Here is a 10,988-nt window from a genome sequence, read left to right on the forward strand (position 1 = left end):
GGAAGGCAGTTGCCTGTCAGATTGGGCGTGCGCAAACCGGCCTGGGCAAATGCGGCATTCTAGATTGACGCCCTTGACTCGTCACGCGGATCCGTGCCGCAGGGCCGGGCCCTGGCATCCAGTAGGACTTCCCATGCCGTCACGACGTGTTGCGCGTCGAAGGTCGAAGCGAGCCGACGGCCCGCTGCCGCAAGCGAAGCCATGTCGGAAGTCCCGCGAATGGCTTCGAGCAGTGCCGCGCCCAAGGCCTCCGGATCTTCGACTGGCACCGTCAGCGCGTTGTAGCCCGACCGCAGCAGTTCCCTTGGGCCGGATTCGCAATTGGTGGAGACAATTGGCAGGCCAAAAGCCATTGCTTCGATCAATACTAGTCCGAATCCCTCGTAACGGGAGCTGAGACAGAATACTGATGCCTTCGTGTAAGCCGTACTGGCATCGGCACAGATTCCAGGCATCCGGACGCAATCGCGCAAGCCAAGATCGTCCACGAGGGCCGCCAGCGACTGCCTTTCCTCCCCGTCTCCGTAGATCACGAGGTTCCAGTCGGGCACGACCGTGGCAATCCGGGCCCACGCGCGAACCAGCACGTCGAAGCCCTTGGCGTCCACCAAGCGCCCCATAGCTAGTACGGTCTTGTCCCGGCGCGGCGAAGGCATATCCGGGAACGGGAAGGGGAGGGGGTTGACTATGCAGGTCACCGTGCTGCGCGGCCGCAGTGCCTGGAGCCACCGCCTGCGATCCCGCTCCGTCAGCACCACGACCGCCTCGTCGGTCCGCGCCGCCAACCACCGCGCCACCCGCCGTGCCCGCCGCCCTAAATCCTCGTCAAAATGACAATGCTCCCACGCAATCCGCCGCACCTTCAGCCCCACGGTTGCCGGCAGCGTGAACAGCGTCAGCATCGTATCGACTTCGATCAGCACGTCGATCTTGTGCTGGCGAACGAAGCGGCGGATGCCGGCCACCGTGGCCAGGTACTGGCGCTTGAACGAGGGCCGCGATTCAAAAAGCGCGTCGTGCACGACGTCCGCGTGCAGCGGAAACACGCTGGCCTTGTCCCAGAGACTTAGAATCCGCGCAGGGTAGCCGCGCTCCGCCAGCCCATTCGCAATGACCGCAGTCATGCGTTCGGCGCCGGCAAAGGCGTTCAGCGTGCCGGTCAGGAAGCAGACGGTGGGCAGCTTGCTCATGCCGATGCCATTTGCCGGGCAGGGCGGTGCCGCCACCAGAGTACCGCGCCCACCATCACGGCGACGGCGTTGCCCAGGGCGTAGCCGGCAATGGCGGCCCAGTTGCCGAAACGCGGAATCATCACGAGGTCCCACACCAGAATCGTGGCCAGAACGAGCGCCCACTTGATGGCCACCCAGCGCGGTTGGCGCAGGTGGGCAGCCAGCAGCGTCAGCGCGACATCCGCGAACACCAGCGCGGAAATGATCGCCGCCATGCGCAGCAGCCCGACCGTGGCCTCGAACGCGTGCCCATACAGCAGCGTCACGATCCACGGTGCGCACGCGGCAATGGCCAGGCCGCCGGCAAGCCCCAGCCCTGCCAGGCCCAGCGCAATGCGGCCGATGCTGGCGTGCGCATCGTCAAAGCGCTGGCGCGCGTAGACATAGCTTGGCGCGATGCCGGCCGCGAGGATCGTCGCCACCATCGTGAAGTTGTCCAGGATCTGCATGCACGCGGCATAGGCACCGAACTCTGCCGCCGGTACGGCGGGCTGCAGTATCAACTGGTCGACTCGGCGTGCGCCCATCATCAGGATGAAGCTGATCCAGAACAGCGTGCCGGCGCCCAGCAGTTCACGCGCCAGCGTCGGTTGCCAACCAGCATCGCCGGCGCCGCGCTGGCGCGAGTAAAAGGCGGCGAGCAGGGTGGCAAGCACGATGACTTCTACCGCGAACGCGATGGCATATCCGGCCACGTTCGTGACATGGGCGGCGAACAGCGCGCCAACCAGCGATGCCTTGATGGCCAGCGCGGCCAGACTGAACAGCGTTCCGGGACGGTTGTTAGTATGGGCCTGCATCCAGGCGGTGACCACGCCGACAGGCTCGCGCAGCAGGATGGCGATGCCGAGCAGCAGGGCGGCATGCCAGATGTCGGGCAGCGGTGCGGTGATGCCGAGGTACGCACACATCAGTAGGTACCCCACCACGCCCCCGCCCAGACGCAGAACGAACGCGTGCCTCAGCAACTGCTGCTCCGCCGCGGGCGTCGCCGCCGCCACCAGCCGTGGCACGACTACTTCCGCACTGCAGACGAGCGCAAACGATGCGGCGATCAGGACGATCGATTGCGCGTACTGGAAGTGCGCGAAACCCTCCGGCCCCAGGGCGCGCGCCAGCATCGCGACCACGCCGATGCCTACACCCACCTGCAGGCCGCGTTCGGCCAGCATCCAGAGCAGGTTGCCCGCAACGCGTCGCCGCATCAGGCTGCCTCCGCGTGCGGCACGATGGCGGTGCCGGGCAGGCTCGCGTAGAGCGCGAGCCAACGCCGGGCCACGGCTTCAATCGAGAAGGCGGCCAGCACACGGGCGCGGCGGCCGCCTTGCGCGGCGGCCGTTCCCGTGCCCGCACGCAGCGCATCGTTTAGCGCCGCGGCCAGCGCATCGACGTTGCCACGCGGCACGATCGTCCCAAGATCGCCAATCACTTCCGCCGCACCCGGCGCGTCGGTCGATACGACCGGGCAGCCGCATGCCAGGGCTTCAACCAGCACCATCGGCAGGCCTTCCACGTCCGAAGACAGCGCGAAGGTGTCGGCGGCGTTCAGCAGGGCGGGTATGTCATTGCGCTGCCCTAGCAACGTCACGCGGGACGCGATGCCGAGTGACGCCGCAAGCTCCGACAGCTGCTGGCGCAAGACGCCGCTCCCGGCAATCAGCAGATGCGCTGGAACGGCCGGATCGATGCCGGCGAAGGCGCGGATCAGCGTGTCCTGGGCCTTCTCGGTCACCAGCCTGCCGACATTGAGCAGCAAGCGCGTATCGGTACTGATGCCAAGCTGGTCGCGCGTGGCCTGGCGTACCATCGGGTCGGGCTGAAAGCGGTCGGTGTCGATGCCATTGGGCATGACGATGATGCGTGACGCCGGCACGCCGCCCGCTGCGATCATGCCCAGGCGTCCATCGTCGCTGACATGGGTGGAGAGATCGGTCCAGCGGTCCGTCAGTCGATAGGCGGCCATACGCAGCCGGCCACCCTCGCGGAAGCTGTGCGCCGTGCAGACCAGCGGCGGGCAGGGCGTCACGCGCGTCAGGGCCCGCGCGAACAGGTTGGCGTGGATCATATGGGCATGCATGACGTCGGGCCGCCAAGCGCGGACCAGCCCGCGCGCGCGCCAGAGGGCGCGCATCATGCCCGCCGGCGTCTTGTGCATGTTGAGCTCCACCACGTGGGCGCCGGGCGGCACGTCGATCTCGCGCCCCGGCGACAGGCTGACGATGGCAACGGCATGGCCCATCGCCAGGAAGGCGCGCGCCAGCGCCACCACCTGATGCTCCGCGCCGCCAACCTTGAGCCCGGTCGTGACCAGCATGATGCGCATCGGCGAGCGCCCCGCAGCCGCGGTCGATGTCATCAACGCGCCCCGTACCCGGTCAGCAGCGTACGGATGGTCTTCACCGCAATCAATAGATCCAGTGCGAACGAGCAGTGCTTGACGTAGTACAGGTCGTAACTGAGCTTGGTCACCGTTTCGGCATGCGTGCCGACATATCCCTGCTGCACCTGCGCCCAGCCCGACAGGCCCGGCCGCACCAGGTGTCGATAAGGGTAGTAGGCGATGGTCTCCGAGAACTCGTCGACCATCGGCACCTGTTCCGGGCGCGGGCCGATAAAGCTCATGTCGCCGACCAGCACGTTCCACAGTTGCGGGATCTCGTCGAGCCGATACTTGCGGATGATGCGGCCCACGCGGGTCACGCGCGGGTCCTGGCGCAGCGCAAACTGTGCCGGGGCCTGCTTGTCCACGCCCATGCTGCGGAACTTCAGCATCGTGAACGGCTTGCCGAAAAGACCTACGCGCCGCTGGCGGAACAGCGCGCCGCCCGGCGATTCCAGGCTGACCGCCAGCGCCACGGCCAGGCCGAGGGGGATGGCCAGCGGGGCGAGCGCAATCACCGCGACGATGTCGGTCAGCCGCTTGATGTAGTCGAACAGGTAGTGGTCGGCATAGTCGTCGAAGAAATTCTCGTCGATATGGTCCAGGCCCACGCGCCCCGTCAGCATCTCGCCGATCCGTTCCACGGAGTACATGCGCAGATGGCCAAGCCGGTATTGGGTCAGCAGCCGCGTGCGCGCGGGGTCGGCGGTCAGGCCGCGCTCCACCAGGATGCCGTCGCAATGCATGGCTTCCTCTGGCGAACCGATTTGCTCGAAGCGCGTGGTGGCGGGCGGATTGGCGCCGGGCATCGCGATGATGCGGTTCAGGTGCTGCAGGGTCTCGGGGTCCATGTAGCCGAATACCGGCACGTACTTCTGCACGTAGCGCCGATAGCCGAGCCACGTCCACGCGAGCGTGGTGACGTAGCCCACCAGTACGGCTCCCCGGGAGTACTCGATGTGGAAGCCCGCATAGACGATCAGCAGCAGCGCAAACGGCAGGGTAGCGGCCACACCGACGATGCTGGCGCCTTCCATGGCCGGCAGATGCAGCGCGCGATGCACGAGCAGGAACGCCGCCAGGTAGGGCAGCATCGACCACAGCAGCGTGCGCGGGAAGATGTGCGTCACAAAGCCCGCCTGGTGGGCGGCCTCGGACAATGCAGAGTTGATGCCGAACAGCACCAGGCCCACGGCGGCCCAGGCAATCATGCGGCTGGCCCGCCGGATCGTTTCAGACCTGGCCGGGGTGGCCGGACCATTGCGGCGCAGGGAGCCGGTGTGCACGGTATTCATGATGCTTGGGTCCGTGCGTCGGCCTGGCGGTTGCCCGCCAGCACCTGTTCATAGACCGCCCAGGTGGCGCGGACCATGGGTTCCAGGCCATACGCCTGCTCCCACCGCAGCCGGCAGGCAGCGCCAGCGGGAGTGCGCGCCGGCGTGTCGGCGGCCGCCTGGCGCAGCGCGTCGGCGAAGGCAGCCGGCGCGTTCTGCGCCACCAGCACCCCGTAGCGTCCATCGCCAAGCTGTTCCCGAATGCCCGGCAGGTCGCTGGCGATCACCGGCAGGCCGGCACGCATGGCTTCGAGAATCGAAATGGGGAAACCCTCATGGTCGGAGGCCAGCAGGAATAGCTGCGCGCTGGCAAGCAGGGCAGGGATGTTGTCGATGCTGCCGGCAAAACGCACGCGGCCGGGGGCCAGTTGACTGGCCAGCCGCTCCAGGCTGGCGCGCTGGGGGCCGTCGCCGGCGATGACCAGTTCGCAGTCGGGCAGTTGTGCCGCGGCAAAGGCCCGGATCAGCACGTCCGGACGCTTCGGCGGTGCCAGCCGCATGACCGTCACCACGCGCCGAAGGGCATCGCCCGGCTGCGCGCGCTCCGCCACGTCGGCAATGCCATTTGGAATCACGCTGATGCGATCGGCGCGGATGGGCAGCTTGCGTGCCATGGCGCGCTCGGCCTCGGCCACGCAGATGACGTGGCTCGTCAGCGGCGCAAGAAGCCATTCGGCCATCCGGGCGACGGTGCGCTGCTTCCATGGCGCTGCCGCCTTGAACGCAAAGCCATGCACCGTATAGACCACGGGTATCCCAAGCTGCCTGCCGGCCACGCGACCCAGCGCGCTGGCCTTGGCACTGTGTGTATGCAGGATGTCCGGCCTTGCCTCGCGCAGGGCGCGCATCAGTTCGCGCAGGGCCGCCACGGCCTTGAGCGGCGACAGGGCGTTGTCCAGCGCGGCCAGCCGGATGGCGGGAATGCTCAGGCTGCGGGCCAGGTCGAACAGGGGACCATCACCGCCGGCCAGCAATGTGACATCGGCCTGCCCGCGCAGGGCGCGCAGCAGGTCGGCAACATGGCTCTGGGCACCGCCCGTCTCTGAATTGGTGATGAGACAGGCGATGCGGGGCCGTTCAGTCGGCGTGATCAAGGACAATGGCGGAGTCTCGAACAGGGGATGGCAGTGCAGCAATGCGGCGGACGCCCGTCGGCCGTCTCTGATTGGATCGGTTGTCGGAAAAAACGTGCGCGGACAGACCGATGGCAGTCAAAAAGCGCCGAAAAATTCCCCTGAGGGGGCGGCTGAAGGCGATTATAGCGCCTGCGCCACGCGCAATCCGGCACAATACGGCTTTTTGGCGCCGTGCCCGCGCCCCTCCCGAGGCGTCCCGCCATGGGGTGGAATCGCACGATGAACCTTGTCTCCAGGAAGCCACATGCAAATTGATCCCTCGATCTTCAAGGCCTATGACATCCGCGGCATCGTCGGCAAGACGCTGACCCCGGAAGTGGCCCGCTTTATCGGCCTGTCGTTTGGCTCGGCCGCCGTCGAAATGGGCGAGAAAACCGTGGTGGTGGGCCGCGATGGCCGGCTCTCCGGGCCGGATCTGCTGGGCGGGCTGGTCGAAGGCCTGCGCGCCGCCGGGCTGGACGTGATCGATGTCGGCATGGTTGCCACGCCGATGGTGTATTTCGGTACCAATATCGAGCTGGATGGCCGCCGCGCCACGTCCGGCATCATGGTCACGGGCAGCCACAATCCGCCCGACTACAACGGTTTCAAGATGGTGCTGGGCGGCAAGGCCATCTATGGCGATCAGATCCAGGCACTGCGCCAGCGCATTGACGCGGGCAACTTCACCAAGGGCGGCGGCAGCTACAAGCTGGTGGACGTCCGTCAGCAGTACCTGGACCGCATCATCGGCGACGTCAAGCTGGCACGTCCGATGAAGATTGCGCTGGATGCCGGCAACGGCGTGTCCGGTGCGTTCGTGGGCGACCTGTTCCGCGGGCTGGGCTGCGAGGTCGTGGAACTGTTCTGCGACGTCGATGGCCATTTCCCGAACCATCACCCCGATCCCGCGCATGTGGAAAACCTGCAGGACCTGATGAAGTGCCTGCGCGAGACCGATTGCGAACTGGGCCTCGCCTTCGATGGCGACGGCGACCGCCTGGGCGTGGTGACCAAGGACGGGCAGGTCATCTTCCCGGATCGCCAGTTGATGCTGTTTGCCGAGGAAATCCTGTCGCGCAATCCCGGCCAGCAGGTCATCTACGACGTGAAATGCACGGGCAAGCTGGCGCCGTGGATTCGCCAGCACGGCGGCGAGCCGCTGATGTGGAAGACCGGCCATTCGCTGGTCAAGGCCAAGCTCAAGGAAACGGGCGCGCCGATCGCCGGCGAGATGAGCGGCCACGTGTTCTTCAAGGACCGCTGGTACGGCTTTGACGATGGCCTGTACACGGGCGCACGCCTGCTGGAAATCCTGTCGCGCCACGCCGACCCGAGCGCCGTGCTGAATGCACTGCCGAACTCGAATTGCACGCCGGAACTGCAGCTCAAGGTGGCGGAGGGCGAGGCCTTCACGCTGCTCGACAAGATCCGCGCCAACGCGAAGTTCGAGGGCGCGAAGGAAGTGATCACGATCGACGGCGTGCGCGTGGAATATCCGGACGGTTTCGGCCTGGCCCGGCCGTCGAACACCACGCCTGTGGTGGTGATGCGCTTCGAGGCCGACAACGATGCCGCGCTGGCGCGCATCCAGGCCGAATTCAAGCGCGTGATTCTCGCGGAAAAACCGGATGCAAAGCTCCCGTTCTGAGGTCGTGCAGCCGTCGGCCGAGACCCCGCCGCGGCCGCTGGCGGCGGCGGGGGGCTTTGCGCTTCCCGGCCGGCCACGCATCCTGATCGTCAAGGTGTCGTCGCTGGGCGACGTCGTGCACAACATGCCGCTGGTGCATGACCTGCGCGCGCGATGGCCTGAGGCCGAGATTGACTGGGTGGTGGAAGAGGGCTACGTCGACCTGGTGAAACTGCTGCCCGAGGTGCGCCGCGTGATCCCGTTCGCGTTGCGGCGGTGGCGCAAGCGGTTCTGGCAGGGCGACAGCTGGGCCGAGCTGGGCGCGTTTCGCGCGGCCATCCGCGAACAGGCCTACGACGCCGTGCTGGAGACGCAAGGCCTGCTCAAGACCGCCATCGTGGCGCGCACGGCTTCGCGCGCCGCTGGCGCACCGGTGATCGGGCTGGGCAATGCCACGCAGGGTTCGGGCTATGAGCCCGCCGCGCGGCTGTTCTACACGGCGCCGGTCAAGGTGCCCCGGCAGACCCATTCCGTCCGGCGCTCGCGCCTGCTCGGGGCTGCGCTGACGGGGACCACGCCGCCGGAGCCGCCGCGCTTCTTCGGACCGGCCGCCAGCACGCTGCATGTCGACGATCCGCTCTGGTCCGGCCTGCCGGCACGCTACGCGGTCTGCTTCCACGCCACGGCAGGCGCGAAGAAACGCTGGCCCGTGGCGAACTGGCATGCGCTGGGCCAGAAGCTGCATGCCGAAGGGCTCGCCGTGCTGCTGCCGTGGGGCAGCGAATCCGAAAGGCGCGACGCCGAGGTGCTGGCCGCCGGCATGCCCGGCGCGCAGGTCCTGCCGCGTTTCTCCGTAATGCAGGGCTTCGGCCTGATCAACCGGGCCGAGGTGGTCATCGGCGTCGATACCGGCCTGGTGCACATCGCCGCGGCGCTGTGCCGGCCGACCGTCGAAATCTATACCGCCACGTGGCGCTGGAAGACCGAAGGCTACTGGTCGGACCAGATCGCCAACGTGGGCGACGACGGCATCGTGCCCGACGTCGATGAGGTTTATGCCGCCGCACGGCGCGTGCGCGGAGTCTTCATCTGATGCTTCGAATCGTTTACACCTTGCTGTGGCTGGTGATCCTGCCACTGGCGCTGCTGCGCCTGACGTGGCGGTCGCGCAAGGAACCCGGCTATCTCCATCACGTAGGCGAACGCCTTGGGCGCTATGAAGACCTGCCGTCCGATGGCCCGTGGCTGTGGGTCCATGCCGTATCGGTTGGCGAAACGCGCGCCGCGCAGCCGCTGATCGACGCCTTGCTGGCCGCCTATCCGCAGCACCGGCTGCTGCTGACGCACATGACGCCTACCGGGCGGCAGACCGGCGCGCAGCTTTATGGCGGCAACCCGCGCGTGCAGCAGTGCTACCTCCCCTATGACGTGCCCTACATGGTGCGGCGCTTCCTGGCGTATTTCCGGCCGGATGCCGGGCTGATCATGGAAACAGAGGTATGGCCGAACCTGGTGCATGTGACCCGGCGCGCCGGCGTGCCGCTGTTCCTGGTCAACGCCCGGCTGTCGCCGCGCAGCTATCGGCGTACCGCGCGCTTCGGCAGTGCGGCGGCTTCGCTGTACAACGATTTCGCGATGGTGCTGGCCCAGACGCCCGGCGACGCCGAGCGGTATCGGGCGCTGGGCGCAAAAGCGGTGCAGATCACAGGCAACCTGAAGTTCGACATGCAGCCGCCGGAGGCGGGCATGGCGCGCGGACAGCAGTTGCGGCATGCCTTTGGCGGCCGGCAGGTACTGGCTGCCGCCAGCACGCGCGAGGGCGAGGAGCCGCTGATCCTGGAGGCTTTCTCGCGCTGGCCCGGCGAGACGCGTCCCGCGCTGCTGCTGGTGCCGCGCCATCCGCAGCGGTTCGATGAGGTGGCCGCCATGGCTACGCGCGCCGGGTTCTCGGTCCAGCGCCGCAGCGCACTCGACATCGACCAGGTGGCGGAACCGATCACTTCCGACATCGTGCTCGGCGACTCGATGGGCGAAATGGCGATGTACTACGCGGCATCGGACATCGCCTATATCGGCGGCAGCCTGATCCCGCTGGGCGGGCAGAACCTGATCGAGGCCTGCGCGGCCGGCACGCCGGTGCTGATGGGGCTGCACACCTTCAACTTCGCACAAGCCACCGAGGATGCCATCGCCGCCGGCGCCTGCCTGCGCGTGGCCAATGCCGACGAACTGATGTCTGCGGCAGCCTGCGTGCTGGGCGAGCCCGCCCGCCTGGCCGAGATGCGTGCGAACGCGCTGACGTTCGCGGGGCTGCATCGGGGGGCGACGGCGCGGACGCTTGGGGCGCTGGCGCCAGTGTTGCACTGACATACAGACTGCGCGCGGGACGCTAGACTGGTCGATATTGTGGATGTTGCTGCGCTTGTCGCGGCAGTCTGAAGGAGTCGACCCATGCAAAGCGTTCTACGTCCCATTGTGATGACTCTGCTGCTTGGCGCGGCCGCCATCCTGTCGGCCTGTGCCACGGGCCAGCCGCCCGACAACCCATCGGCCAGTGCCACCTTGAATGAAACCCGCTCCAGCGGCCCGAGCCGCTGGGAGCTGGTGCGCTGGCAGATGCCGGATGGCACGGTGCGGGACATTCCGCACGGTGACAACGGCGAGCCGATTGTTTTCAATTTCAGCGACGGCATTGATTCGTCGCAGGGCACCGTCAACGGCACCAGCGGCTGCAACCGATTTACCGGCGGCTACGGCAAGACACGGACCGGCATCCGGTTCGACCGCGTGGCGGGCACGCGCATGGCGTGTCCGGGCCCCCGGATGGAAACGGAGTCGGCCCTGCTCAAGGCGATGCAGTCGCCCTTTACGACTGTCGGCACGCAGCCGTCCGCCGGCGCCACGGGCCGCCAGATCATCTGGAAGACGGCCGATGGCGATCTGTTGCAGTTTGTCGAACGCGAAGGAGTTGGCCGGCGCGGCGACAAGGTGGACCCCGCAACGGGCGTCGTGCCCGGCCGGGAGAAAATCGTCTACATCGATTCGCAACGCGTGGAATGCACCGGTGCCGGCAAGCTGCAGTGCTACCGCTGGCGCGAATCGTCCGATGCGCCATGGCAGCTCTGGTATGGACCGATCGAGGGCCTCGATTTCGAGCCGGGCGTCACGTACAAGCTGCGGGTGAGGGAGTACCAGGTGCCAAATCCTCCCGCGGATGCGACGGCCATTCGGTGGCAATTGCTGGAGGTGGTGGAGCGGCGTAGGGGGAAGTGAAAGGGGGATGGATTAGAATGGCGG

9 protein-coding genes are annotated in these 10,988 nt (G+C 67.2%); 4 read left to right on the forward strand and 5 right to left on the reverse strand.

Going from position 1 to position 10,988, the window contains the following annotated elements; all coding sequences use genetic code 11:
- Positions 1–59: 59 nt before the first annotated feature.
- Genes AC3G88_RS01730 through AC3G88_RS01750 form a run of 5 tightly spaced genes read right to left on the reverse strand, consistent with a single transcriptional unit; the run spans position 60 to position 6,046 of the window.
- On the reverse strand, positions 60–1,190 hold the full coding sequence (locus AC3G88_RS01730; protein ID WP_488893070.1) for a glycosyltransferase family 4 protein: 1,131 nt from the start codon (positions 1,188–1,190) through the stop codon (positions 60–62).
- Positions 1,187–2,437, reverse strand: coding sequence for a lipopolysaccharide biosynthesis protein (locus AC3G88_RS01735; RefSeq protein ID WP_488893071.1), 1,251 nt, complete (start codon positions 2,435–2,437; stop codon positions 1,187–1,189). Before AC3G88_RS01735 ends, AC3G88_RS01730 begins: the two co-directional genes overlap by 4 nt.
- On the reverse strand, positions 2,437–3,588 hold the full coding sequence (locus tag AC3G88_RS01740) for a glycosyltransferase (RefSeq protein ID WP_488893072.1): 1,152 nt from the start codon (positions 3,586–3,588) through the stop codon (positions 2,437–2,439). Before AC3G88_RS01740 ends, AC3G88_RS01735 begins: the two co-directional genes overlap by 1 nt.
- Entirely contained in the window at positions 3,588–4,907 is a 1,320-nt protein-coding gene (locus tag AC3G88_RS01745; RefSeq protein ID WP_488893073.1) for an exopolysaccharide biosynthesis polyprenyl glycosylphosphotransferase, read from the reverse strand. The genes AC3G88_RS01740 and AC3G88_RS01745 overlap by 1 nt, the downstream gene beginning before the upstream one ends.
- Positions 4,904–6,046, reverse strand: coding sequence for a glycosyltransferase family 4 protein (locus AC3G88_RS01750; RefSeq protein ID WP_488893074.1), 1,143 nt, complete (start codon positions 6,044–6,046; stop codon positions 4,904–4,906). Before AC3G88_RS01750 ends, AC3G88_RS01745 begins: the two co-directional genes overlap by 4 nt.
- A 280-nt stretch (positions 6,047–6,326) precedes the next feature.
- Between AC3G88_RS01750 and AC3G88_RS01755 the strand changes: the two genes are divergently transcribed.
- From AC3G88_RS01755 to AC3G88_RS01770, 4 genes are all read left to right on the forward strand, one after another.
- Entirely contained in the window at positions 6,327–7,712 is a 1,386-nt protein-coding gene (locus tag AC3G88_RS01755; protein ID WP_488893075.1) for a phosphomannomutase/phosphoglucomutase, read from the forward strand.
- Entirely contained in the window at positions 7,693–8,784 is a 1,092-nt protein-coding gene (gene waaC / locus AC3G88_RS01760) for a lipopolysaccharide heptosyltransferase I (protein WP_488893076.1), read from the forward strand. Before AC3G88_RS01755 ends, waaC begins: the two co-directional genes overlap by 20 nt.
- On the forward strand, positions 8,784–10,058 hold the full coding sequence (gene waaA / locus AC3G88_RS01765; RefSeq protein WP_488893077.1) for a lipid IV(A) 3-deoxy-D-manno-octulosonic acid transferase: 1,275 nt from the start codon (positions 8,784–8,786) through the stop codon (positions 10,056–10,058). Before waaC ends, waaA begins: the two co-directional genes overlap by 1 nt.
- An 84-nt stretch (positions 10,059–10,142) precedes the next feature.
- Positions 10,143–10,964, forward strand: coding sequence for a DUF4377 domain-containing protein (locus tag AC3G88_RS01770; protein ID WP_488893078.1), 822 nt, complete (start codon positions 10,143–10,145; stop codon positions 10,962–10,964).
- Positions 10,965–10,988: the final 24 nt, after the last annotated feature.

The organism is Cupriavidus sp. 86D6, from assembly GCF_057815095.1.